The following is a 24,226-nucleotide window of genomic DNA, read 5'->3' as shown; positions in this document are numbered from 1 at the left end:
GCTCACCCGCCGCCCTTGTTGCCCTGCACGTTCAGCTTCACGACCGTGCCAATCGGGGCTTGTGTGCCAGCGGGCGGGTTAGTCGAGGCGACCGTGGCAGTCTGATCCGACTGGCCTGCATCTACATTGAATCCCGCATCACCGAGCGCCTTTTTTGCGTCATTGACCGATTTGCCGCTGACGTCCGGTACCGCCGCGAGGTTGCCCTTCGAGGTGTACACGGTCACCACTGCGCCGATCCCCGCAGCGGACCCTGCCGGCGGGTTCGTGCTCGACACCGTGCCGGCCGGCTGTGCCGAGTCCTGCTGGCCGCCGTCCTGGTAGGTGAAGCCGAGGTTCTCCAGCGTGGACTGGGCATCCGTCGGTGACTTGCCGGTCAGGTCGGGCACCGTCACCTGCTTGGCCTGCAGCACCCCACCCTTGGGCTGAGGGAACGCGTCGCCGCCGTAGATCTTGTTCAGCGCAGCGATCACGGGCTTGGCCACGTAGAGCTTCGCGTCTCGACCGCCATGGCCGCCGAGAGAAAGGTTTCCGAAGTTGACCGTGTTGCCCACGGTCTGGCCGACCCAGGAAACGGTGGCGACCTTCGTGGTCGAGGAGACGAACCAGTTCTGCGCCGCGTGGTCGGTGGTTCCCGTCTTACCGAAGATGGGAACGCCGTCGTGCGGGTTGGCGATCGTTCCGGTGCCTCCACTGATCACGCCTTGCAGTGCCTTGATGGCTCCGGCCGCGATGTTCGGGTCGACGCCCTGGGTGCACGTGGTCGGGGTCACCGGCAGAGGCTTGCCGTCCGGGCCGAGGATCTTGTCGATCCCAACCGGAGTGCACCACTTGCCGCCGTTGGCGACGCCCGCGTACGCGGTCACCAGCGTGAGCGGGGAGAGCTCGTTCGTGCCGAGGATGGTCGCAGGGCTGCCCTGAAGCGGGTTCGGCACTTCCTTGTTCTGGCCGGCGTCCCACACGGTGGGGCTCGCCGTGTGGATACCCAGGTCGACAGCGGTCTGACGGATGCCGCACAGGTCGAGCTTCGTGCCCATCACGGCGAAGGCCGTGTTGACCGACGCCGCGGTGGCGCTGGCGACACTCATCGTGCCGCCTTCGCCGGCGCTGTCGTTGCCAACGCTGGGCCAGGTGGCCACAGGCGCGGCGTCACAGCTGGAGTGCCAGCGGTTGGCCGGAATCGCAACCGGCCCGTTGGGAGCCGTCACGTAGTCGTTGATGGAGTGGCCTTCTTTCAGCCACTCCAGAAGGGTGAACAGCTTGTAGGTCGAGCCGGTCTGGAAGCCACCCGAGCCACCCTGGTCGAAGTCGGTGTTGTAGTTGATGCCCGAGAAGTTCGGGTCCGTGGAATCCGTCGCCGTGTAGTTGGTGTTCTGCACCATCGAGATCACCCGGCCCGTGCCGACCTCGACCGAGAGGTTCGTTCCACCCAGCGTCACGCCCGGCTTCGACGAAGGCACGATCGAACTCAGGGACTGCTGGGCAACGCCCTGGATGTCCAGGTTCAGCGGCGTGTAGATCTTCAGCCCGCCTGCGCGCAGCAGTGCGTCGCGCTCGTCAGCCGTTTTGGCAAGACCCGTGTCTTCTGTGATCAGGTGTTGCACCCAGTCGCAGTAGTACGCCGCGTTGTACTGCGCGGCAGTCTCGCATCCGTTGGGCTGCGGGGTTATCTTGGGCTCGATCTTGGTCTTGACCGCGTCGTCGTACTGCTGCTGCGTGATCTTGTGAGCCTTCAGCATGCTGCGCAGCACATAGTTCCGGCGATCCAGCGTGCGCTGGAAGCCGTTGTCGGCGTTGTTGGCCGGGTTCGTCGCCTTGTCCTGATCGATGCGGAGGTTGGCCGGGTTGTTCACGATGGCCACGAGCGTCGCGGCCTGCGGCAGGGTGAGCGTCTTGGCCGTCGCGCCGAAGTAGTACCGCGCTGCCGACTCCACGCCGTAGACCGAACCGCCGAATCCGGCGATGTTCAGGTAGCCCTTGAGGATGTCGTTCTTGGAGTACTTCTTCTCCAGACCGATCGCCTGCTTCATCTCCTCGATCTTCCGGGAGATGGTGGTCTCGGTGGCCTGGTTGTAGCAGTCACGGTATTTCTTGTCCTGCGCGGCCTGGCGCTTCTTCGTCTCCTCGGGCGTCGCGCCCGTAACGATCTTGTTGTACGCCTCGCACTTCTGAACCTTGACGTTCTTCACGTACTGCTGAGTGATCGACGAGCCACCCGAGGTGGACTTGTGCAGCAGGCCGGTGAGCACCATCGCTCGCGCCGTGCCCTCTACGTCGATCCCGCCGTGCTGATAGAAGCGCGGGTCTTCGGTCGCGACCGCGGCGTCCTTCATCACCTGGGCGATGTCATCCCAGCCGACCTCGACACGGTTCTGCTGGTAGAAGGTCGCGATCGGCACGGGCTGTCCGCCCTGGTTCGCGTAGATGGTGGAAACCTGGGGGAGCGCGCCGATCTCGAGGTACTCGGGAAGGCCGTCGAAGGCTCCGATGCCGTCGCTGGCCGCCACGCCCGTGACGGCGATCGCCGGGGTCACCGCTGCTGTCACAAGAAGGCCGGCGACGACGCTCATTCCAATGAACGCGCCGAGGGCGCCGAGCGCACCTCTAGCCGTGGGTTTTTGGGCAGACATGAGGCACAGGCTATCGGCACAACCTGGCAAACCGCCCGTCAGGAGGTGCCGTCGGCGTGCCTGGGCCGGGTGCGCGGCGCTGTCGCGGCCGGCATTCGCACGCGCAGTTGCGCGGGGCATCCGTATGGGGTTGCCTGGGATGCGCCGCCATGAGAGCGAGCCGAAGAAGTGCAGCCGCGAATCCGCGATGCCGTGCCGCGGGTGGCATAGAGAAAGAGGAACAGATGCGTCGCTGGGAGTACATCACCACGCCGCTGATCGTGCACAACACGGCAGCCATCCTGAACAACTGGGGATCGGAGGGCTGGGAACTCGTGCAGGTCGTCACCGGTCCGGAAGGCGGCCTGGTCGCCTACCTCAAGCGCCCGGTCGAGGACGACTGATGGGCGAATACGAGGCAAGGCTGACCGAGCTCGGCATCGAGCTTCCCGATGTGGTGCCGCCGGTCGCGGCGTACGTGCCTGCGCTGGTCAACGGCTCGCTCGTGTACACGGCGGGACAGCTGCCGATGGTCTCCGGCGCGCTTCCCCTCACCGGCAAGGTGGGCGACGGGCACGGACTCGTGCCCGCGGACGACGCACAGGACCTCGCCCGAACGGCGACGCTCAACGCGCTCGCTGCCGTGAAGTCTGTGATCGGGTCTCTGGACCGCGTGACGCGCGTAGTCAAGGTCACGGGATTCGTGGCATCCGATCCCTCGTTCACCGGTCAGCCCGCTGTCGTCAATGGTGCATCGCTGCTCTTGGGCGAGGTGTTCGGCGATGCCGGCAGGCACGCGCGCTCGGCAGTCGGCGTCGCCGTGCTGCCCCTGGATGCCCCCGTCGAGATCGAACTCGTCGTCGCCTTCGAGTAAGCGCGGGGGAGCCGTCCCGCGCTGATTGCGCCACTCTGTGGTTATTGCGCCAGGAAGAGTGGCGCAATAACGGCAAAGTGGCGCAATCGGCACGGTGTGGGATGCGCGGCCGGGCCCCTCAGTCCTCCGAGGGAGCGGTTCCGCCTGTGAGCTTGTCGGTGATGATGGACATCACCGTCGTGTCGGCGAGGGTGGTGGTGTCCCCGACGGGCCGTCCCTCCGCCACATCGCGCAAGAGGCGGCGCATGATCTTTCCGCTCCGGGTCTTGGGAAGTTCCTCGACGATGTAGACGTCTCGCGGACGGGCGATCGCACCGATCTGCTGGGCGACGTGCGAGCGCAACTCGGCATTGACATCCGTGTCGGCCGCAGCCTCGCGCTGGTTGCCCTTGATGATGACGAACGCCACCACCGCCTGTCCGGTCGTCTCGTCGGATGCCCCGACAACAGCCGACTCCGCGACGAAGGGATGCGACACCAGCGCCGACTCGATCTCAGCCGTCGACAACCGGTGACCCGAGACGTTCATCACGTCGTCCACGCGGCCCATCAGCCAGATGTCGCCGTCCTTGTCGCGTCGGGCGCCGTCACCCGCGAAGTACACGTCGCCGAACTTCGCCCAGTACGTCTCCTTGTAGCGCTCGGGGTCGCCCCAGATGCCGCGGAGCATCGACGGCCAGGGCTCGGTGATCACGAGCAGGCCGCCCTGATCCGCTCCGACGGACTCACCGGCATCCGAGACGACGTCAACGGAAATGCCGGGAAGCGGCACCTGCGCGCTGCCCGGCTTCGCGACGGTGACGCCGGGGAGCGGGGAGATCATGATGCTTCCCGTCTCGGTCTGCCACCAGGTGTCGACCACGGGTGTGCGGTCGCCGCCGATGACCTCGCGGTACCAGATCCAGGCCTCGGGGTTGATCGGCTCGCCCACCGATCCGAGCACGCGCAGTGACGACAGGTCGTACTGCTGCGGGATCTGGCGTCCCTGCTTCATGAACGAACGGATGGCCGTCGGCGCCGTGTAGAAGAGGCTCACCTTGTACTTCTCGATGAGCTGCCACCAGCGTCCGGGTTTCGGAAACTCCGGGGTGCCCTCGTAGAGCACCTGGGTGGCTCCGTTGGCCATGGGCCCGTAGACGACGTAGGTGTGGCCGGTGACCCAGCCGACGTCGGCCGTGCACCAGTAGACGTCGGTCTCCGGGTGCAGGTCGAACACGTTCTTGTGTGTGTACGCAGCCTGCGTCAGGTAGCCACCAGACGTGTGGACGATGCCCTTCGGCTTACCGGTCGTGCCGCTCGTGTAGAGGATGTAGAGCGGATGCTCCGCCGTGAACGACTTGGCCTGGTGGTCGGCGTCGACATGCGGCATCTCCTCGTGCCACCACAGGTCGCGTCCTTCTACCCAGTCGACGTCGTTGCCGCCGCGGCGCACCACGAGCACCTTCTCGACGTTCGTTCCGCCGTCGGCGAGCGCGGCATCCACCGCGTTCTTCAACGGGAAGACCGATCCCTTTCGGTATCCGCCGTCCGCCGTGATGACCACCTTCGCGTTGGCGTCGTCGATGCGCTGACGCAGGCTCTCTGCGCTGAACCCGCCGAACACCACGGAGTGCACGGCGCCGACCCGGGCGACGGCCAGCATGGCCACGATCGCCTCCGGGATCATCGGAAGGTAGATCGCCACGCGGTCGCCCTCGCGAACGCCAAGCGTCGTCAGCAGGTTCGCCGCGCGCTTCACGTCGGCCGTCAGCTCGGCGTACGTGACGGTGCGAGTGTCGCCTGGCTCGCCCTCCCAGTAGAAGGCGACGCGGTCGCCGTTGCCCGCCAGAACGTGACGGTCGAGGCAGTTGTATGCGACGTTCAACTCACCGTCGTCGAACCACTTCGCGAAGGGCGGATTCGACCAGTCGAGCGTTCGGGTGAACGGCTTGTGCCAATGCAGCAGTTCGCGCGACTGGTCCGCCCAGAACCCCAGCCGATCAGCGGCTGCTTGCTCGTAGAGCTCCGATTTCGCGATCGCGTTCGCCGCGAAGTCCGGGTCGGGCGTGAAACGGCGCGACTCGTGCAGCAGGTTGTCGATCGTGTCTGAAGACATGGGATTTTCGCTCCTTCGCGAGGTCTGTCAGGGGCGGCCGGCGCAACGCAGACGACGATACCGGTTGCCCCGCTCAGGCGTGAAAAGTACTCCTTGCGCGGCAAGAACTATGGCGTACACTATCGATCGGCCGAATGATAATTCTGGCGTGCGGCGAGTGCGATTCCCCCCAATCCCTCGTCGCTGAGGCGGCACCTGTTCCCCCCAATAGGTGCCGCCCCTTGCTTTAACAAGACGTGTCACGCGACGCCGGTTTGGTCCGAGAAGAGCCTCGCCGTCTTGTCGTCCCCAGCCTTCGCCGGGCAGGGTTCCGCACTGAAAGCCCGCCGGATGCCCACCCCGTAGGGCCACGCTCGTAGCGTCGCCACATGCCCGTCGCATCCGGCTCTCGATCGTCAGCCGTCCCGTTCGTTCCGCACCCGCCTGCGCCGCGAGTTCGCGGCCCGGCGGCAGCGCGCGAACAGCCAGAGGATGCCGTGGGTCGCGTTCGCGGTCCGCGTTCGGTTGCCGATGCGAGGGCTTCGGCCGATCTTGAAAGCAACGGCGCCTCAGCCGCGGGCAGGGCGTCAGATGGTGATCCTCCCGCGGATCCGCTGCCGTGGTTTGGGCAGCCGAGTCGGCGACGGCGTGGAGCAGCCGACGCTGTGTCTGCGGATGCGGTGTCTCGGGAGACCACGGAGGGAGCAGGCGGCGCGTGGGTGCCGATCCCGACGCACAGCCTGCCAGCGGACCGGCCAACGGTAGGGGACGGACCTCCTGCGGCCGACCCGGTACACGACTACGACACAGACAACGGCGACCTCGAACAGCCGGACTGGGCGGCATTCGGATCGCTCGCACCCTTCGTTGCGACGGCCGGTGTCACCGACGTCTTCGTCAACGGAGCCGGGGGACTCTGGGTGGACAGCGGTCGGGGCGCCGTGCTCGATCCGACGTGGCGGTGTGACGAGCGGTCGCTGCGCGCTCTCGCCGTGCGGCTCGTCGCGCTCGGCGGCCGGCACGTCGACGAGGCGAACCCTTGTGTGGATGTGCGGCTTGCCGCAGGGATCCGCGTGCACGTCGTTCTGCCGCCGGTCTCGACGGGCGGAACCCTGGTCTCGATTCGAGTGCCTCGGCAGAACCGGTTCACACTTGCCGACCTGCAGGCCGCCGGCATGCTCGGAACGCACGGCGACACGCTCGAAGGCGCGGTACGTGATCGGGCGAACCTCCTCGTGACGGGGGCGGCCGGAAGCGGCAAGACAACCCTCTTATCAGCGCTCTTGGCCCAGGCCCCGCACTCCGAGCGCATCGTGTGCATCGAGGACGTGGCGGAGCTGCAGGTGCAGCATCCTCATGTCGTCGCCCTCGAGGCGCGGCAGGCCAATCTGGAGGGCGCGGGAGCCATCGGGTTGGACCGCCTCGTGCGCGAGGCCCTCCGTATGCGCCCCGACCGCTTGGTCGTCGGTGAGTGCCGGGGCGCTGAGGTGCGCGATCTCATGTCAGCGCTCAACACCGGACACGACGGCGGGGCAGGCACACTGCACGCCAACTCCATCGACGACGTACCGGCTCGGCTCGAGGCTCTTGGCGCGCTCGCTGAAATGGATGCCTCGGCAGTCGCACGGCAAGCGGTGAGCGCGTTCGACCTCGTCGTGCACCTGGAGCGCGTCGGTGGCCTGCGGCGGGTGGCGCACTGCGGTCGGTTCGTGCTGGATGCCGCAGGTCGCCTTGTCGTGCGTGAGGCAGGCCCATGAGCACCGGCATTCGTTCCTCCGCGTCCGCCCGGCGATTGCGTCGTCCTCCGGTTGAGGACGTGGCCGACGTTGCCCAGCGCCTGGCCGTGCTCCTCACCGCTGGCGTACCGCCTGGTGCTGCGTGGGACTACCTCGCCGGGCCCTCTGGTGACGACCGCAACGACTCCGACGACGTGGACGTGCGGACGGCGGAACCTCGCGGCCCGACCGAAGCGGTGATCGCTGCGGCCGCGCAGACCGCCCGTCGAGGAGGCGACGTGCCGCGAGCCATCGCCTCTGCTGCGGACGCCGTGGCCACGGCATCCATGCCCGCGCGGTTCCGTCGGCGCAGTTCCGGCGGCCGCAGATCAGAGGTACGCGACGCCTGGCGAGGCCTCGCCGTTGCGCTTCGGGTCGCAACGGAGTCGGGGGCGCCGCTCGCGGAATCCCTGCGCGATCTGGCGTCTGCGCTGCGCGATCTCGGCCAGACGCAACGCGACCGGGAGAGCGCGCTCGCGGGCCCGCGGGCGACGGCGCGCACGGTGCTCGCGCTGCCCGTCGTCGGCATCCTGTTCGGGGCGGGCCTCGGGTTCGACACCATGCACGTTCTCTTCGGGACGCCGGCAGGTATCGGATGCCTCGCCGCCGGCTGCGCTCTGCTCCTCGCTGCGCGCGCCTGGAACCGCGCGCTGCTGCGACGCGCCACACCGCGCGACCGGATGCCCGGACTCGCGACCGAACTCGTCGCCGTCGCGATGTCCGGTGGTGGCGCTGCTTCCGCTGCCCTGACACGCGTAACGGATGCCTGTGCGCGCTTCGACCTCGCGCCACCCGACCCCGAGGCGGTCGCCTCGGTCCTCACGCTCGCGCAACGAGCCGGTGTCGGTACGGTCGAGCTGCTGCGCGCCGAGGCCGAGCAGACGCGCCGGGACGCGCGCAGCTCGGCGCAGGCGGCATCCGCTGCGCTCGGCGTGCGACTCATGGCGCCTCTCGCGGTCTGCGTGCTTCCTGCCTTCATGCTGCTTTCGGTCGCTCCGCTCGTGATGTCGATCCTGTCGTCCACACTCCACGGAATCTGAACAGTGCACACCGATCGACGTTCTCGGAAACGTGGTCCTCGGATGCCGACGATGCTCGAAGTGATGGCCCACCAAGAGCAAAAGGAGCACATGATGCAGCACTTCGTGAATCCCAAGGCACGCCCCGTCCAGGCGGGCCCGAGCGGCACGGGGTCGAAGGACGCGACTAACCACAGCCCGGCGCGAACCTCACTGCAGCAGCCACGACGAATACTCCTCGGTTCTCGGGTTCGACTCGTAGCCCGAGCCCTGGCGGACGAGAGCGGGTCGGCGACAGCCGAATATGCGGTAGCGACGATGGCGGCTGTCGGGTTCGCGGGGCTGCTCGTGCTCATCCTGCGTGGCGATGAGGTGCGCGGCATCCTCACCGACCTCGTACGTCGTGCCCTGACCGTCGCCAACTGACATGCGAAGGCCAGCCGTAGCGGAGGCACGCGATCGGGAGCGCGGCAGCGTCACGGCGGAATTCGCCGCAGTCGTTCCCGCGGTGCTGCTCGTGCTCGCTTTCGGGCTGGGTGCAATCGAGGTGGTCGTGCAGCAGGCAAGGCTCACGGATGCGGCGGCCGACGGTGCTCGTTCCCTGGCTCGGGGCGATGGCGACGGCCCGGCGCGTTCCCGGATGTCGACTGCCGTGGGATCGGCGTCGGTGTCCGTTGGCAGAAGCGACGACTTCGTCTGCGTCACCTTGGAACAGCGGGCTGCGGGACCGGCAGCGGTGACGGGCTTGACCGTTCAAGGCCGAGGTTGCGCGCTCGGCGACCAAGCGGCCGAGCAGGATGCGACGTCCTGACCTGTCACAGAAGCAGCGACTGATGGAGGCGCGATGAACGCAGGTGGGGGATGGGGCATCCGCACGGGATGGCGGATCTATGCGCCTGGGGAGCCGGGCGAACTCGATCAGCCGATCCTGCCCGGTGTGTCGCCCGCTTCACGTGGGCCGTGCTTCGGCCAGCGCGGTTCGGCGAGCTTGGTCATCGTGGGGCTCCTCGCCGCACTCTTGATGGCCGGGGCTGCCGCAGTGGGCGCGTGTGCGTTGCTCGCGAGCAAGCAACAGGTGTCGGCGGCGGCCGACGCCGCGGCGCTCGCCGCTGCCGATGCGGCAAGCGGGCTGGTACCCGGTGCTCCCTGTGAGCGCGCAGCCCAGGCTGCCAGGCTCAACGGCGCTCGGTTGGGGTCATGCCAGGTGAACGGTCTGGTGGTTCTGGTGAGCGCAGAGGACTCGGTGGCTGGAGTCCCGATTGCAGTGTGGGCAAGGGCCGGACCGCCGCCTGCGCCAGCCGGGTGACAGGCACAACTCTGCATGCAGGCCGGAGGCAGGCGAGCGGCTAGCCGAAGACCGCTTCGAGGTAGCGGTAGTCGACGGCGGTGGGGCGCTCCGAGTCTCCGGATTCCGAGGCATACTCCACGCCTCCTGAGCGCGTGTACACGTAGCGCTTCTCACCGTTTCCCGCGGTGATCTCGAGGCGGGGCTGCGGCTCCCCGGACTCGAGGAAGCCCGTTGTGATGGTCTTGCCTTCAAGCGGTCCGTCGGTCAGTTTCGCGGTGTAGGCACCGCTCAGTGAAGTACCCATATCGCCATTGTCCTCCGCCCCTCCCTGGGGTCAACCCTCCTCTAGAAGTGGCGGGATGCGCTCTAGTAGGGGGTGTTGACCCGGATCCGAAGCGGCGGGGCGAGGAATCCCTCGGCCGCGGAAGATTGGGCAGTCGAACGGAGAACGTGTGTATGGTGTGCCTGACGAGCGGCGTGGCTCGTCTTCACGGCGAGGCGTGGCCGGGAGCGACAGCGGGCGACCGTGCTCTCGGGTCGCAACGAGTCTCGGACCGGAACGAGGCGAGCAAGCGGTGGCCGGTCTTGCGGCAGCAGTTGTACCGATTGGCAGCGCGTCCTCCGGGCCCGGCTCCGAAGGCTCGTTCCGCAAGGTCGGCCCGCAGCTCAGCCCGCGAGCCGGCTCGAGTGGCTGGTTCGGCGGGATGACTCGACGAAAGGGCGTGACGCGCTACCGTGGACGGCTCGAGGGTCAATCCACAGCCAAACGGCAGCGGTACGGCCAGGAACATCGAACGCAGGACATCCGACACAGAGACTTCGAGCAAACGCACGCAGAGCACCAGCACCCGCGAAGCATTCATGGGCTGTCGGGGCTGCGGAAGAAGCGCCGATCGACACCGTCGCTCGACACCGACCGACCGTGCAGATGAAGATCAGTCGACGAAGACCGCGCAATCGCCTCAGCAAGCAGGCCGTTACAAGCAAGTCGTCTATATAAGCAGCAGCCGATAAAGGAGACAGGTGCCAGGGAACAAGCTGGTCATCGTCGAGTCACCGACCAAGGTGAAGTCGATCGAGAAGTACCTGGGTGACGGGTACACGGTCGAGGCGTCCGTCGGGCACATTCGCGACCTCATCGAGCCGAAGGACATCCCCGCGGAGAAGAAGCGCGGGGCCTTCGGCCAGTTCGGCGTGGACGTCGACCACGACTTCGAGCCTTACTACGTCGTCTCCGACCGAGCCCGCACCGTCGTCGCCAAGCTCAAGAAGCTGCTGAAGAACGCGGACGAACTCCTGCTCGCCACCGATGAGGACCGCGAAGGCGAGGCCATCGCATGGCACCTTCTCGAAGAACTCAAGCCCAAGGTGCCCGTCAAGCGCATGGTCTTCCACGAGATCACAAAAGACGCCATCGAGAAGGCGAAAGACAACACCCGCGACCTCGACATGTCGCTCGTCGACGCGCAGGAGACGCGCCGCATCCTCGACCGGCTCTACGGCTACGAGGTGTCGCCCGTCCTGTGGCGCAAGGTGCGACAGGGCTTGTCCGCAGGCCGGGTGCAGTCGCCCGCGACGCGACTCGTCGTGGATCGCGAGCGCGAGCGCATGGCGTTCGTGGCGGCATCCTATTGGGATCTGTTGGCACAACTGGCCACGGATGCAGCAGCGCAGCAGTTCGCCGCCCGCCTCAACCGGGTCGACGGGCAGAAGGTGGCGACGGGCCGCGACTTCGACGACCGCGGCCAGCTCAAGAGCCGGGCGCGGGTGTTCGATGAGGAATCGGCGCACGAGCTCGCGGATGCCCTCCGCCAGGCCTCGACGACGGTCACCGTGGCGAAGCTGGAGACACGCCCCCTCACACGCAAGCCGGCCGCACCGTTCACCACCTCCACGCTGCAGCAGGAGGCGGCCCGCAAGCTGCGGTTCACCGCGCGCCAGACCATGAGCGTCGCGCAGTCGCTCTACGAGAACGGGCACATCACGTATATGCGCACCGACTCGACGGCTTTGTCCGCGCAGGCCGTCACTGCCGCACGCGCTCAGGCCAAGGCGCTGTACGGGGCCGATTCCATACCCGATTCCCCGCGTACGTACGCCAATCGGAGCAAGAACGCGCAAGAGGCGCACGAAGCCATCCGGCCGGCAGGCGACACGTGGCGCACCCCGGCGCAGATGTCATCGGTGCTTCACGGCAACGATCTGCGCCTCTTCGAGTTGATCTGGAAGCGCACCGTCGCATCGCAGATGGCTGACGCCAAGGGGCAGACCGCATCCGTCACCATCGAGGCGAAGGTGAGCGAGGGCGCGCTCGACGGAACGATCGCCGAGCTGACCGCCAGCGGAACGGTGATCACGTTCCGTGGCTTCATGCAGGCGTACGAAGAGAGCCGCGACGAGGAGCGGAACACGGATGCCGCGCCCGAGGAGGCGAAGCTGCCCCCGCTCACGGAGGGGCAGAGCCTTGTCGTCGCCGACGTCGAGGCGAAGGGACACGAGACCTCCCCGCCGCCGCGCTACACGGAGGCCAGCCTCGTCAAGCGCATGGAGGAGCTGGGTGTCGGCCGCCCTTCCACGTACGCCTCGATCATCTCCACCATCGTCGACCGCGGATACGTTTCCATGCAGGGGCAGGCGCTGGTTCCCAACTGGATCGCATTCGCCGTCGTGCGGCTGCTCGAGGATCACTTCGGTGACCTCGTCGAGTACGACTTCACGGCCGAGCTCGAGAACGACCTCGACCGCATCGCCGACGGTGAGGAGACCCGGGCCGACTGGCTGAAGGGCTTCTACTTCGGCAGCGGGGACCATCGAGGGCTGCGGCAGGTGGTCGACAACCTGGGCGACATCGACGCGCGCGAGATCAACTCTGTGCGCATCGCAGACGACATCACGCTGCGTATCGGGCGCTACGGGCCGTATCTCGAGGTCATCGATCCAGCGGCCGGCCCGGATGCCCCGCCCCGCCGGGTGAACATTCCACCGGACCTCGCACCCGACGAACTCACCCCGGCCAGGGCGCGCGAGCTCATCGAGGCGCCCGTTCAATCGGACCGCGAGCTCGGCGTGAACCCCGAGAACGGCAAGCTCGTTGTGGCCAAAGACGGCCGATACGGGCCGTACGTCACCGAGGTGGATGCCCAGGAGACCCCATCGCCTGACTCCGCCGACATTACGGATGCCGCGAACGAAGCAGTCGACCTCGAGACCGGCGAGGTGTTGCCGAAAAAGAAGGCGACCAAGAGCGCCAAGGCCGCGAAAGTGGAAAAGCCGCGTACGGCATCCCTTTTCAAGTCCATGGATCCTGCAAGCATCGACCTGCCGACCGCGCTCAAACTCCTCGACCTGCCACGTGTGGTCGGCGAGGACCCGGAGTCGGGCGAGCCGATCCTCGCGCAGAACGGTAGGTACGGCCCCTACCTCAAGAAGGGGGCCGACACGCGCACCCTGCCGAGCGAGGACGCCATCTTCGACATCGATCTGCCTGGCGCGCTCGAGCTGTTCGCGCAGCCGAAATACGGTGCCAGGCGGGCATCCAGTGCGCTCAAAGAGTTCGACGCCGACCCCGTCAGCGGCAAGCCCGTGCGTGTGAAGGACGGGCGATTCGGACCGTACGTCACCGACGGCGAGACGAACGCGACGATTCCGCGGGGGGAGTCGGTGGAGGACATCGACTTCCAGCGCGCCATCCAGATCCTGGCCGACAAGCGCGCCAAGGGCCCCGCGAAGAAGCCGGCTACGCGTCGTACCTCGAAGGCGACGACGAGCCGATCCACCGTGTCGAAGTCCACGAGTACCGGCAAGTCGACCACGGCCAAGGGCACCGCTATGAAGGCGGCGACTGCGAAGACGGCGACTGCGAAGACGGCCTCGACGAAGGCGGCGACTGCCAAGTCGAGCACCGCGAAGAAGACCGCTGCCAAGACGGGCACACCAGCTGCCACGAAGAGGCCCTCGGCGAAGGCCGCCGACTCGTGAGCCACGGTGCATCCGGGGAATCCGTTCTGACGGAAGACGCCGTCCGGGCAGTGCCGCGGGGAGTCTTCATCACGTTCGAAGGCGGAGACGGCTCGGGCAAATCGACGCAGGCGGCGAAGCTCGTCGAGCAGCTCACGGCGGCGGGGTACACCGTGCTGCGCACCAGGGAACCCGGCGGCACCGAGGTGGGGCTCGAGATCCGGGAACTCGTGCTCCACCACCACGGCGACATCGTGCCGCGCGCCGAGGCGCTGCTGTATGCGGCCGATCGCGCGCACCACATCGCGACCGTCGTGCGGCCCGCGCTGGAGGCGGGCACGATCGTGGTGCAGGACCGCTACCTCGACTCGTCCGTCGCCTATCAGGGCGTCGGCAGGGAGCTGGATGCCGCGGAGATCCGAGAGCTGTCGCTCTGGGCCACAGAGAATCTGCTGCCCGATCTGACGGTGCTGCTCGACATCGACGAGGCCGATGCCCGCAGACGCCTGGATTCGGCGAACAAGCGATTCGATCGCCTGGAAGCAGAGGCATCCGACTTCCACGCGCGAGTGCGCACCGCGTTCCTCGCGCTGGCCGAGGTCGAGCGGGAGCGGTTCCTCGTCGTCGACGGCGCGGCATCCGCCGACGAGCTCGCCGTTCGCATCGCAGGCAGGGTAGAAGAGCTGCTTGCCGCGCGCGGCATCAACGCGCCCGAGCCTGGCCACCTCGGTCGCTGACGGACGCACCGGGTAGCGTCGGAGCATGCCTCTAGCCACCACGTCGGTCTGGGACGACCTCACGGGCCAGCCCGAGGCGATCGAGACCTTGCGCGCCGCGGCCGCCGCGACGGCATCGTCGGCCATGACGCACGCGTGGCTCATCACGGGACCGCCCGGATCGGGCCGCTCCAACCTCGCCTACGCGTTCGCTGCGGCCCTGCTGAGCCGGGAAGGTCCGGACGGTGACCCGGTCACCACACGCGAAGTGCAGGCACGAACGCATCCCGATCTCAGCGTGCTCAGCACCGAACGCGTCATCATCTCGATCGACGAGGTGCGCTCGCTGGTGTCCAGCTCGCAGTTCTCGCCATCCGTCAGCCGCTACCGCGTCATGGTGATCGAGGATGCCGACCGCATGTCCGAGCGCACCTCCAACGTGCTGCTGAAAGCGCTCGAGGAGCCACCCGAGCGCACTGTCTGGATCCTGTGCGCGCCGAGCGACGCCGATCTGCTGCCGACCATTCGCTCGAGGGTGCGCACCGTGCGACTGCGGGTGCCGTCGGTCGCCGACGTGGCCGGTCTCATCGCGCGTCGTGACGGCGTCTCCGCCGAGATCGCTGAGCGTGCTGCTCGCCACGCGCAAAGCCACATCGGCATGGCCCACCGCCTGGCGACCAACGAGGATGCCCGCGCACGACGTGAAGAGACGCTCGAGCTCGCGCTGGGCATACGCACCGTGGCCGACGTGGTGGGAGGCGCCGCGCGGCTGCTCGAGCTTGCAGGTGCAGACGCCAAGGCGATCACCGAGGAGCGCGATGCCGAGGAACGTGCGCACACGCTGCAATCGCTGGGCGTCCAAGAGGGCGGCACCATACCGCCGAGCCTTCGCGCGCAACTGCGTCAGCTCGAAGAAGACCAGAAGCGCAGGGCCACGCGCAGCCTCCGCGACGGGATCGACCGCATCCTGACCGATCTGCTCTCGTTGTACCGCGACATCCTCATGGTGCAGCTCGATTCAGGAGTTGACCTGGTGAACGCGGAACTGGGCGATCGACTGATGGCCGCGGCGAAGGCATCCACACCGTCGCGCACGCTCGCGACCATGGACGCCATCCAGACGGCCCGCGAACGTATCGACGGCAACGTTGCGCCCACGCTGGCACTCGAAGCGATGCTCGTGACTGCACGGCTCAGGTCCTCAGAGGCCGGAAGGAACCCTAGATGATCCGAGGCAAGCGCTGGCAGCGCGTCACGATAGTCGCGGCGATCGCGGCCATGCTCTCGCTCGCGCTGAGCGGATGCTTCCCCGTGTCGCGGCCGCCTGCGACCTCCACGCCGCGGCCGGAGAAGGTCTCGTCCGCGCTGGCGCCGTTCTACGGACAGCACCTGGACTGGCAGTCGTGCGGCAAGTTCCAGTGCGCCACTGCCAAGGTTCCCCTTGACTGGTCAGCGCCGTCGGTCGGAACGGTGAAGCTTGCCCTGATCAGGCATTACGCGACTGGAAAGCGCCTAGGGTCACTGCTCGTCAATCCTGGCGGGCCAGGCGCGTCCGGTGTGAGCTTCGTGCGCGACAGTCTCGACTACGCCGTGGACAAGAATCTGCAAGAGCACTACGACATCGTGGGATTCGACCCCCGCGGGGTCGGTTCGTCCACCGCAGTGAAGTGCTACGACGCAGCCAAGATGGACGACTACATCTTCGGCATCACGCCGGGCACGCGTGGGTCGGACTCGTGGATCCAGGCATCGACGCGGCAGGCATCCGACTTCGCGGCGGCATGCAAGCAGAACACGGGCGCGCTGCTCGGGCAGGTGGGAACCACGAGTGCCGCGCGCGACCTCGACGTGCTGCGCGCCGTACTCGGCGACGCGAAACTCAATTACCTCGGCTATTCGTACGGCACGCTTCTCGGATCCACCTATGCCGGCCTGTTCCCGAAACACGTCGGGAGGATGGTGCTCGACGGCGCGCTCGACCCTTCGTCGAGCAGCTTCGACGTGAACCTCGGGCAGTCGAAGGGCTTCGAACAGGAGCTCAGCGCCTATCTGACTGACTGCCTGCAACGGAGCGGATGCCCGTTCTCCGGTTCGCTCAACGACGCGCTGTCGACGGTCTCGAACCTCCTCGCGTCGCTCGATGCCAGCCCCATTCGCAACTCGGACGGCCGCGAACTCGGTGCGAACACCATGGTGACCGCGATCATCTACCCGCTGTACGACTCGAGCGCCTGGAGCGCCCTCGACAACCTGTTCAAGGACGTCATGGCAGGCAGCGCGAAGGTGGCGTTCATCCTCGCCGACGGCTACTACGACAGGAACTCGAACGGCACGTACTCCGACAATTCGACCGAGGCGTTCACCGCGGTCAACTGCCTCGACTACGCATCGAATGCCGACCCCGCCACCATGCGCACACAAGCCGCCGAGCTCACCAAGGCGGCCCCCGTGATCGGCCCCTACATGTCCTACGGCGACATCGGGTGCGCCGTCTGGCCGTACAAGCCAACGCGAGCCGAGGCGCCGATCCACGCGCCCGGCGCCGCGCCCATCCTCGTCGTGGGAACGACGGGCGATCCCGCAACGCCATACCAGTGGGCGGTCAATCTGTCGAAACAGCTGGACAGCGGTCATCTCGTCACGTATCACGGGCACGGGCACACGGCCTACAACAAGTCGAACTCGTGCGTGAACGATGCGGTCGATGGATTCCTCGTGGACGGCACAGTGCCGAAGACCGACCCTGAGTGCTGATCACGCTCAACCAGACTTTGCACTCACTGCAATAATGGGTGCGTGATCGCCACCACATCGCCGGCACCGACCGGCGTCCGGGAGCGCAAGCGGATCGCCACGCGCAATGCGATCGAACGCGCCGTGCTGACGCTCTCACTGGACCGCGGGTTCGACGGCGTCACAGTCGAGGAGATCAGCCACGTGGCCGGCGTGTCGCCTCGCACCTTCTTCAACTACTTCCCGACGAAGGAAGCAGCCGTCATCGGCGACGTGCCGGAGATGCCTCGGGGCGAGGCCATCGAGCGATTCGTGGCCGACGAACCGGGGCGACCGCTGCTGGACGGCATCCGCGATCTGCTGCTCTCGACCGTCGACGGAACACCCAATCCCGAGGCGGCCGACATCGAGACGATGCGCCGCCGACTGATGCGGCAGGAGCCCTACCTGGTCACGCTGCGCCTGGCGAGCATGAAAGAGCTCGAGCGCGAGATCGTGAGCGTGGTGGAACGCCGGCTCACCAGAGAAGACCCGACCCTCACCGAAGACGCGGAGCGCCTGCACAGCCGCGCCAGACTCGTGGCGTTCGTGGGGTTCGCCGGCGTGCGGCACGCGTGGGCCTGCTGGGCGGAAGCCGGCGGGCACGGCGCATTGGCCGATCGCATCATGGAGTCGTTCGCGGAGTTGCACCAGCTCGTGCGCGACGACTTCTAGGCGCTCTGGTCGGATGCCTGCCGGGAATCCGCTAAGCTTGTCTGCTGTGTGCGGGCGACCGCGTCACGCCGCCTTAGCTCAGTCGGCAGAGCGATTCACTCGTAATGAATAGGTCGTCGGTTCGATTCCGACAGGCGGCTCCGAACACGAAAGAGGGTCCCGAAAGGGGCCCTCTTTTCGTTTTCCCCGCCGCGCACCCGGCTACGCTGGCGGCATCCGTCGGCTGCGGCCGTTCGAAGGGCGAGGGGGAGCGATGAGCGAGGTTCGGTGGGGCATCCTCGGCACGGGCGGAATCGCACATAATTTCGCCAAGGACCTGCTCGACGACGAGCACACGATCGCTGCTGTCGGCTCGCGCACCTTGGAGCGCGCGGATGCCTTCGCTGACGAGTTCGGCATCCCTACGGCGCACGGTTCCTATGAGGACCTGGTCGCCGATGACGACGTCGACATCGTGTACATCGCGACGCCGCATCCCCAGCATGCGCCGGCGGCGGAACTCGCGCTGCGTGCGGGCAAACACGTGCTCGTCGAGAAGCCCTTCACGTTGAACGCCGCAGAGGCGGTGCGCGTCGTCGACCTCGCCGCGGACCGAGGGCTGCTCGTTCTCGAAGCGATGTGGACCCGTTTCCTGCCGCACGTCGAACGCATTCGCCAACTGCTCGGCGAAGGCTCGCTCGGGACGATACGGGAGTTCAGCGCCGACCACATGCAGCTGCTGCCGACCGATCCGAATCATCGCCTGAGCAAACTGGAGCTCGGTGGGGGCGCCCTGCTCGACCTTGGCGTCTACCCCATCTCGTTCGCCTCGATGCTGCTGGGCGAGCCGGAGTCGGTGCAGGCATCCGCGCGGTTCGGGCAGACGGGAGCGGACCTCGCAACGGACGCCATCTTCGGCTACGGCGACAGGGCGCTCGCCGTGACGCACTGCGCGAGGGACGTGCGCGGGGCGAACCGCGCGACGATCGTCGGCACGGAGGCACGCATCGAGATCGGGAGCGTCTGGTACGCGCCTGCGAACTTCAGGCTGATCGCCCCGGACGGCGAGGTGGTCGAAGAGTACAAGACACGCATCGCGGGCGGCGGCAAGCAGTTTCAGGCGAGAGAGGCCGAGCGGCTCATCGAGGCGGGACTCATTGCGAGTGACGTGATGCCGCCCGCGGAATCCGTGTCGATCATGCGCACACTCGACGCTGTGCGGGAACGCATCGGGCTGGTGTATCCGCAGGAACGCTGATCCCCGGACGTGACCGCCGCACGGAAGGAGAGGACGAGTCTCGGTCCCTCACAGGTGCCATCGGTACACTCGGGCGAATGCACGACGAGTCCCCCCAGTCGCGCCGCGATCGTCGGTCGGACGATCCCAACGAATCGGCCTTCGACGCGCTCGGCCTGAGCGATCTCCTCGGCGACCCCACGCAGGAGAACCCGGTGGTGCATCCTGCCGCGCCGAACACGGTTGCCGCTCCCGCACACCAGGATGCTGCCGACCCAGAACCAACGGATGCTCGTGCACCCGAGTTGACGGATGCGTCCGCAGCGGAACCGATGCATGCTGTGGAGCAGGCGCCCGCGGATGCCCCGGCGCAAGAACCGACTGATGCTCTGGCTACCGAGTCGGCCAGGGCGCACGCCGAGCCCACGACGCCCCGGGCCGCACGGCCGCCCCTTCGCGCTCGCGACCTTGCGGCCGCGGAGCAAGCGGCACAGGAATCCGGCCAGGCGACGCCATCGGCGGCAAGCCTTCGATCTTCGTTCGAGGATGTTCCGCCGCTCTTTGTGCCCGCACGGACAGAGTTCACAGCCCCTCTGCCGACCACCGCCGCACCGAGCGACGCGCAAGCGGAGCACGAAGCGCCTGCCCCGGTGTCGCCGACGTCGGGCGCGGACTCGCCAACTGTTGCCGTCCCCTGGGCGGTCGGAGAGATGTTCGGCTCTGGTCAGACCGACTCAACGGCAGACACTCCTGCAGCCGATCTTCCGACCGCCGTTGTTGCGACCGACGCAGCCGTCGCCGCCGCCGTCATCGGCGGCGGTGAAGGTGCCGGCCGTGGCGGTTCCGGGCGCGGGGGTTGGGGTCGTGGCGGCTCGGGTCGTGGCGGCTCGGGCCGTGGTGGTTCCGGTCGTGGCGGTTCCGGACGCGGTGGCTCGGGACGCGGAGGGTCTGCGGGCGGGGGATCCGGGGGAGGACCGCTGGCAGGCATCCTGACGTGGATCCGCAACAACCCGCGCACGTCACTCATCGCGGGCATCGCGGCCGCGGTCGTCGTGCTCGGTGGGCTTTCGTTCGGAGTAGGGGCCGCAACAGCCCCGGCACGCGCGGCCGGCGCATCGGTCCCGCTGGCGACCAGCCCCACACCGACCGCGAGCGCTAAGCCCACCGTGCGGCCGACGCCGAGTGCGGCTGCCGCGGCCAGCAAGATCCGAACGTGCTCAGTGGCGTCGTATGCGTCTGCACGCGGGTTCGGAACGCTCGAAGCGCAGGTGATGAACGCCACGACCGGCGAGGTGCTGTTCGACCGCAACGGTTCCAACCCTGCCCCCACGGCCAGCGTGCTCAAGATGCTCACGGCTGCGGCCGCGTTCAGCGTGCTCGGGCCGGACTACCGAGTGCCGACGACTGTAGTGAAGGGCTCCCAGCCCGGACAGGTGGTCGTGATCGGCGGCGGGGATGTCACGCTCAGCCGCCTGCCCAGCGGGCAGCAGTCGTTCTACACGAATGCCCCGCACATCGACGACCTGGCGAATCAGGTGAAGCAGGCGTGGGCATCCGACCCGGCGAACGCCGGCCAGCCGATCACCTCACTCGTTGTCGACACCTCGCTGTATTCGGGACCCGTCTGGCTGCCCAGCTGGGACGAGCACGAGGAGCGAGTGGTGGAGGGCTCGACGCCCTACATGACCTCGTTCATGGTGGACGGGGACCGCAACGACCCGACGGCCGTCGAGTCGCCGCGCAGCACGGACCCCGTTGGGCGGGCCGCCAGCGTGCTCGCGGACGACCTCGGCAACGGCGTCGCGATCACCGGCGGCACGGCACCTGCGGGCGCGAAGCAGCTGGGCCAGGTGTTGTCGCAGCCGGTCTCCGCACTCGCGGAGGAGGCGCTGACGTACTCGGACAACACGATCATGGAGGAACTCGCTCGGCTCGTGGCCATCAAGACCGGAGCGGGCAACAGCTTCTCCGCGATCAACGCCGGCGTGCTCAAGGGGCTGCAGACGTACGGCATCTCCGAGAACGGGCTGTACTTCGCCGACGGCTCTGGCCTGAGTGCGGACAACAAGGTGCCAGCGTCTTACCTGACCCAGTTCATGGTCAAGGTGCTGAATCGGCAGGGTACGCTCGGCTCGATCTACGACGGCCTGCCCGTCGCGGGGAAGACCGGCACGCTTGGTCCGGGCTATGGCAGGTTCGACGGCTCGTTCTCGTCGAACGCCGTCGGGCATGTGAACGCGAAGACCGGGTGGATCAACACGTCGAGAACGCTGGCAGGGGTCATCCACGCCAAGGATGGCACGAGCCTCACGTTCGCCATCTACGCGTTGAACTACGGGAGCGACGATGCCGCGCTCTCGGCCATCGATGACCTCACCACCGCCTTCTACGAGTGCGGCAACAACCTCTCCAACAACTGATTGAGGCGAGAGCCGAGCGAGCTTGCTCGCTTGGCCGAGCCGATTGAAGTTGTTGAGCGCAACGCCGCGAACACAACTGATTGAGGCGAGAGCCGAGCGAGCTTGCTCGCTTGGCCGAGCCTCGCGCTCGCTCGGCCGCTGGGCGATCTTCCGGGCAGCGACCCAGCCGGAGCCGGGCGTCTGTCGATTCGGGCACCCCTCGATCGTCATCACTGTGAAGGCGCCGCGCCAGCGGCGCGATGAGAGGATGACGAACATGCGGTACACACTGCTCCTGAACGCGCTCGAGGCGCAGGATGCCAATATCACCGAAGAAGACATGGAGCCGTTCAAGGTGGCCTTCACCGAGTACGGCAAGGCGCTCGCGAAGGCTGGAGTGCTTGTGGCCGGCGAGATCCTTCGGCCTGTCGCCGACACGACCCAGGTCACGCTGCGCAACGGCGGGCTGACCGTGCAGGACGGGCCGTTCGCCGACACCAAGGAGAAGTTGGCCGGTGCATTCGTGATCGATGTGCCCGACCTGGATGCCGCGCTGGCGTGGGCCGAGAAATGCCCAGGAGCGCAGTATGGCGTGATGGAGGTGCGCCCTTCGGCGATCTCGCTCGTCGACGGCCAGTGGGTGTGGCCGAGCTGACGGACCGCTCGCAGCGCGGCACGGACGAGGAGCCCGACGGCGCAGTCCGAGCTGCGCTGCAGCAGGTCGTGCGTGAGTCGTACGGCCGGATGCTCTCCGTGCTCGTCGCGGGAACGCGCGACATCGCGCTTGCCGAAGACTGCCTGCAGGATGCGTTCGAACGCGCCTTGCGTGCCTGGCCGGGCGACGGCATTCCGGCGAACCCGGCCGGCTGGCTCGTCGTCACCGCACGTCACCGCATGCTGGACCGCTTGCGTTCGGTAGGGCATCGGACGGCATCGCTCGACACCGAACCGGTCCACGAGCCTGCGGCTGAAAGGACCGCCGGAGCCGAGCCGGACGAGATTCCAGACCGAAGGCTGGCGCTGCTTTTCGTGTGTGCGCATCCCGCGATCGACCCGGGAGTGCGCACTCCGCTCATGCTGCAGACCGTGCTCGGCCTGGACGCCGAGCACATCGCGCGCGCGTTCGCCGTGCCCACGCCCGCCATGGCGCAGCGGCTGGTGCGGGCCAAGCGCCGCATCAAAGAGGCTGGCATCCCCTTCGCCGAGCCCAACACCAATGCGCTCGGCGAGCGTCTTCCCGCCGTACTCGAGGCGATCTACGGTGCCTACGCCATTGATTGGCCCATCGTCGCAGGCACTGCGGAGGGCGGGCCGCCCGGCAGCGAGTCGCTGAGCGTCGAGGCGCTCGCGCTCGCCGAGATCGCGGCGCAACTGCTCCCACGTGAGCCCGAGGTGCTCGGGCTGGCCGCCCTCATCTGCCTGTCCCTGGCGCGGGCATCCGCACGGCTCGACTCCGGTGGACGATTCGTGCCAGTGGACGAGCAGGATGTGAGCCTCTGGGATGCCGGCCTCATCGCTCGCGGAGAGCGTCATCTTCTCGGCGCGAGCCGACTGGTCATCGACGGGCGGGGTGAACTGCGGGCGATCGGTCGGTTTCAGCTCGAGGCCGCCATCCAGTCGGCCCATGACGACCGTGCTCGCACCGGCCAGGTCGACCACGAGACGTTGCTGACGCTGCACCAGGCCCTCGTGACCGTTGCGCCCACGCTGGGCGCGAGGGTGGCGCTGGCCGCGACGCGTGCGGACGTCGATGGCCCGGAAGCCGCGCTCGCCGAGCTCGATCGCATAGACGAACCCCGGATCGTGCGCTTCCAACCCGCCTGGGCCACCCGGGCGCACCTCCTCGCCAGGGCAGGTCGCCAGGCGGAAGCGGACGCCGCGTTCGAGCGTGCGATCGGCCTCACGGTCGATCCCGTCATGCGACAGCATCTGGAACGACGACGAGCGGACACGGCAGAGTAGAAGGCATGACCTCCCTCGACGTGGTGCGCTCGGCCCTGGCCCACACCATCTCCGACCTCGAGGAGTTCGAGGCGGCGACCCGTCGAGGTGTTGCTGACGCGCTGCACCAGGCGCGCACGCGGGTTCGGGCCGTGCGCAGCATCCTTTCGGTCTATGCGTCAGTGTTCGATGCGGGCCGGCTCGACGAGTCCGCGCGGGGTCTCAAGAAGCTGGGCTTCGTGCTCGGGGCGGCCCGCGACGCCGAGGTGCGGCTGCACGCGCTGGAGGAGCTTGGGGATGCCTCGCCCGAGTTGCGCTCCGCCCTCGCCGAACCGATCGCGTCGGCCCAGGCCAGGGTTCGAGCGACGAGAGGGCGTGCTGTGAGGTATCTCGACTCAGCGGAGCACGCGGCGTTGGCGGCGAACCTGCGGCGTCTGGCGATGCATCCCGATGGCGGTCCGGACGGCGGCGCGCCCGTCGTCGAGGTGCTCGCGCGGGCCCTGGTGCGAGCATCGGATCGCGTGACGCGCGCAGCGAAGGCGGCGACGACGGAGGACCTCGAGCGACTGCATTCGCTGCGCAAGGCAGTGCGGCGGCTGCGCTATTCGGCGGAAGCCGTGGCTTGGGCGGCCGACGAGCACGCGGCGCTGCGACAGGAAGCCGAAAACGCCGCCACGATGGCACAAACCTGTCAGCAACTGCAGGACTCGTTGGGCGACCACCGTGATCGGATGCTGCTCGCTGCGGAACTGCGGGACTGGTCGAGTCGGGCGGAGCATCCTTCTTCGATGACCTTGGCCGCTGCGGCCGATCGCATCACGCGCGAGGCCGAGCGATCGCTCGACGAACTCGCCCCACGCCTTCTTCTCGTGCACGAGGCAGCAACGCGTCTCGACGGGTCGGCGCCGTAG

20 protein-coding genes and 1 tRNA gene are annotated in these 24,226 nt (G+C 67.6%); 18 read left to right on the top strand and 3 right to left on the bottom strand.

Features of this window, described 5'->3' with window-relative positions:
- Positions 1 to 2 precede the first annotated feature (2 nt).
- Entirely contained in the window at positions 3 to 2,630 is a 2,628-nt protein-coding gene (locus ACO2Q7_RS16850) for a transglycosylase domain-containing protein (protein WP_423356866.1), read from the bottom strand.
- A 224-nt stretch (positions 2,631 to 2,854) separates the two neighbouring features.
- Between ACO2Q7_RS16850 and ACO2Q7_RS16845 the strand changes: the two genes are divergently transcribed.
- Positions 2,855 to 3,013 (top strand): hypothetical protein, encoded by a 159-nt coding sequence (locus tag ACO2Q7_RS16845; RefSeq protein ID WP_423356865.1) that lies wholly within the window; start codon positions 2,855 to 2,857, stop codon positions 3,011 to 3,013.
- On the top strand, positions 3,013 to 3,483 hold the full coding sequence (locus ACO2Q7_RS16840; RefSeq protein WP_423356864.1) for a RidA family protein: 471 nt from the start codon (positions 3,013 to 3,015) through the stop codon (positions 3,481 to 3,483). The genes ACO2Q7_RS16845 and ACO2Q7_RS16840 overlap by 1 nt, the downstream gene beginning before the upstream one ends.
- A gap of 118 nt (positions 3,484 to 3,601) precedes the next feature.
- Here ACO2Q7_RS16840 and acs read toward each other — a convergent pair whose 3' ends face one another.
- A complete protein-coding gene (gene acs, locus ACO2Q7_RS16835) occupies positions 3,602 to 5,578 on the bottom strand; it encodes an acetate--CoA ligase (RefSeq protein ID WP_423356863.1) in 1,977 nt (658 codons plus the stop codon).
- 659 nt (positions 5,579 to 6,237) lie between these two features.
- Between acs and ACO2Q7_RS16830 the strand changes: the two genes are divergently transcribed.
- From ACO2Q7_RS16830 to ACO2Q7_RS16810, 5 genes are all read left to right on the top strand, one after another.
- Complete coding sequence (locus ACO2Q7_RS16830) at positions 6,238 to 7,314, top strand: TadA family conjugal transfer-associated ATPase (RefSeq protein WP_423356862.1); 1,077 nt, start codon at positions 6,238 to 6,240, stop codon at positions 7,312 to 7,314.
- Between the two features lie 59 nt (positions 7,315 to 7,373).
- Complete coding sequence (locus tag ACO2Q7_RS16825) at positions 7,374 to 8,372, top strand: type II secretion system F family protein (RefSeq protein ID WP_423356861.1); 999 nt, start codon at positions 7,374 to 7,376, stop codon at positions 8,370 to 8,372.
- A gap of 210 nt (positions 8,373 to 8,582) precedes the next feature.
- Positions 8,583 to 8,777: a DUF4244 domain-containing protein gene (locus tag ACO2Q7_RS16820; RefSeq protein WP_423356928.1), complete on the top strand. Its 195-nt coding sequence runs from the start codon at positions 8,583 to 8,585 to the stop codon at positions 8,775 to 8,777.
- 1 nt (position 8,778) lies between these two features.
- Positions 8,779 to 9,162 (top strand): TadE family type IV pilus minor pilin, encoded by a 384-nt coding sequence (locus ACO2Q7_RS16815; protein ID WP_423356860.1) that lies wholly within the window; start codon positions 8,779 to 8,781, stop codon positions 9,160 to 9,162.
- A 33-nt stretch (positions 9,163 to 9,195) separates the two neighbouring features.
- Complete coding sequence (locus tag ACO2Q7_RS16810) at positions 9,196 to 9,657, top strand: Rv3654c family TadE-like protein (RefSeq protein WP_423356859.1); 462 nt, start codon at positions 9,196 to 9,198, stop codon at positions 9,655 to 9,657.
- Positions 9,658 to 9,697: 40 nt separating this feature from the next.
- Here the strand turns inward: ACO2Q7_RS16810 and ACO2Q7_RS16805 are convergent, their stop codons facing one another.
- Complete coding sequence (locus tag ACO2Q7_RS16805) at positions 9,698 to 9,943, bottom strand: hypothetical protein (RefSeq protein WP_423356858.1); 246 nt, start codon at positions 9,941 to 9,943, stop codon at positions 9,698 to 9,700.
- Between the two features lie 719 nt (positions 9,944 to 10,662).
- Here ACO2Q7_RS16805 and topA point away from each other — a divergent pair.
- The 11 genes from topA (at position 10,663) to ACO2Q7_RS16750 (ending at position 24,226) form a co-directional block, all read left to right on the top strand.
- Positions 10,663 to 13,617: a type I DNA topoisomerase gene (gene topA, locus ACO2Q7_RS16800; RefSeq protein WP_423356857.1), complete on the top strand. Its 2,955-nt coding sequence runs from the start codon at positions 10,663 to 10,665 to the stop codon at positions 13,615 to 13,617.
- 50 nt (positions 13,618 to 13,667) lie between these two features.
- Positions 13,668 to 14,333 (top strand): dTMP kinase, encoded by a 666-nt coding sequence (tmk, locus tag ACO2Q7_RS16795; RefSeq protein WP_423356927.1) that lies wholly within the window; start codon positions 13,668 to 13,670, stop codon positions 14,331 to 14,333.
- 25 nt (positions 14,334 to 14,358) lie between these two features.
- Entirely contained in the window at positions 14,359 to 15,540 is a 1,182-nt protein-coding gene (locus ACO2Q7_RS16790; protein WP_423356856.1) for a DNA polymerase III subunit delta', read from the top strand.
- Positions 15,537 to 17,066 carry an alpha/beta hydrolase gene (locus ACO2Q7_RS16785; protein WP_423356855.1) on the top strand — a complete coding sequence of 510 codons (1,530 nt, stop codon included), beginning with the start codon at positions 15,537 to 15,539 and terminating at the stop codon, positions 17,064 to 17,066. The genes ACO2Q7_RS16790 and ACO2Q7_RS16785 overlap by 4 nt, the downstream gene beginning before the upstream one ends.
- Positions 17,067 to 17,108: 42 nt before the next feature.
- On the top strand, positions 17,109 to 17,759 hold the full coding sequence (locus ACO2Q7_RS16780) for a TetR family transcriptional regulator (protein WP_423356854.1): 651 nt from the start codon (positions 17,109 to 17,111) through the stop codon (positions 17,757 to 17,759).
- A gap of 67 nt (positions 17,760 to 17,826) precedes the next feature.
- A tRNA-Thr gene (locus ACO2Q7_RS16775) sits at positions 17,827 to 17,899 on the top strand.
- A gap of 113 nt (positions 17,900 to 18,012) precedes the next feature.
- Positions 18,013 to 18,996: a Gfo/Idh/MocA family protein gene (locus ACO2Q7_RS16770; protein ID WP_423356853.1), complete on the top strand. Its 984-nt coding sequence runs from the start codon at positions 18,013 to 18,015 to the stop codon at positions 18,994 to 18,996.
- Positions 18,997 to 19,073: 77 nt separating this feature from the next.
- Complete coding sequence (locus ACO2Q7_RS16765; RefSeq protein WP_423356852.1) at positions 19,074 to 21,395, top strand: D-alanyl-D-alanine carboxypeptidase; 2,322 nt, start codon at positions 19,074 to 19,076, stop codon at positions 21,393 to 21,395.
- 256 nt (positions 21,396 to 21,651) lie between these two features.
- Positions 21,652 to 22,029, top strand: coding sequence for a YciI family protein (locus tag ACO2Q7_RS16760; RefSeq protein ID WP_423356851.1), 378 nt, complete (start codon positions 21,652 to 21,654; stop codon positions 22,027 to 22,029).
- Positions 22,017 to 23,336, top strand: coding sequence for an RNA polymerase sigma factor (locus tag ACO2Q7_RS16755; RefSeq protein WP_423356850.1), 1,320 nt, complete (start codon positions 22,017 to 22,019; stop codon positions 23,334 to 23,336). Before ACO2Q7_RS16760 ends, ACO2Q7_RS16755 begins: the two co-directional genes overlap by 13 nt.
- A gap of 5 nt (positions 23,337 to 23,341) precedes the next feature.
- The gene (locus ACO2Q7_RS16750; protein ID WP_423356849.1) at positions 23,342 to 24,226 is read left to right on the top strand and encodes a CHAD domain-containing protein; all 885 of its coding nucleotides are present in this window, start codon (positions 23,342 to 23,344) and stop codon (positions 24,224 to 24,226) included.

Source organism: Rathayibacter sp. KR2-224, from assembly GCF_049446075.1.
Taxonomy (GTDB): domain Bacteria; phylum Actinomycetota; class Actinomycetes; order Actinomycetales; family Microbacteriaceae; genus Humibacter.
Note: the sequence above shows the minus strand (reverse complement) of the source record. Positions and strands in the feature narration are given on the sequence as shown.